Source organism: Paraburkholderia bengalensis, from assembly GCF_037126505.1.
Taxonomy (GTDB): domain Bacteria; phylum Pseudomonadota; class Gammaproteobacteria; order Burkholderiales; family Burkholderiaceae; genus Paraburkholderia; species Paraburkholderia bengalensis.
Window position 1 is genome coordinate 1 of record NZ_JACFYJ010000284.1, and the last position, 656, is coordinate 656.

Sequence of the window (656 nt, forward strand, 5' to 3'; positions counted from 1 at the left end):
CGAGATCTTCCATGCGTGCCAGCGTCAGGCGGCCCGGCAGGTTGGTGGCCGCAATGAAATCCAAAGGGTTTGAAAACGGCTGAATATCCCGATACATCGCGACAGGGTCGACTATCAGATCCTCGACGCTTTCTCCATACGCGTTGTAGTTGATCGCTTCCCCCAGTTCGCGCAGCCGCTCTTCTTCGGGAGTCGGCAGTGCACACGCGATGGCAAGCCGATGCGCCGCATGGGCAAGGTTGTCGCCGTATGCCGCGACTATCGCCCACAATCTGTTCTCGCCCCGCAGGTAACGATTCACGATGAGGCCGGTGCATGTATCGGCTGATGTATCGATATGCGTAGTCAGTCGGGCAACGTGCGGAATGCGACCTGGAAAGTGATGATCGAAATAGTCGATGTTGACACCGCGATCGAGAAGCGACATCAGCGAAGCGCGGTTGGAATCGAGCGAGACATCAAGCACAGTCACGCTATCGCCGGACCGGGCCCTTACGCGACGCAGCAGGCAGACATCGCGCTTCACACCCGTGACGAGCTGTGCATCGACAGGATGCTTGAGCCTCAGTTGATGCAGCGAGCAGATACCGTCAGCGTCGCCGTTAAACACATCGAATTGAGCCACCTGTCACTCCATTGGAGGGAAGATCGGGCGT

Annotated in this window: 1 pseudogene; it reads right to left on the reverse strand. The window is 57.9% G+C overall.

What is annotated here, in order from left to right:
- Nucleotides 1–625, reverse strand: a pseudogene (locus H3V53_RS44030) (acetyltransferase); the annotation flags it as partial.
- Nucleotides 626–656: the final 31 nt, after the last annotated feature.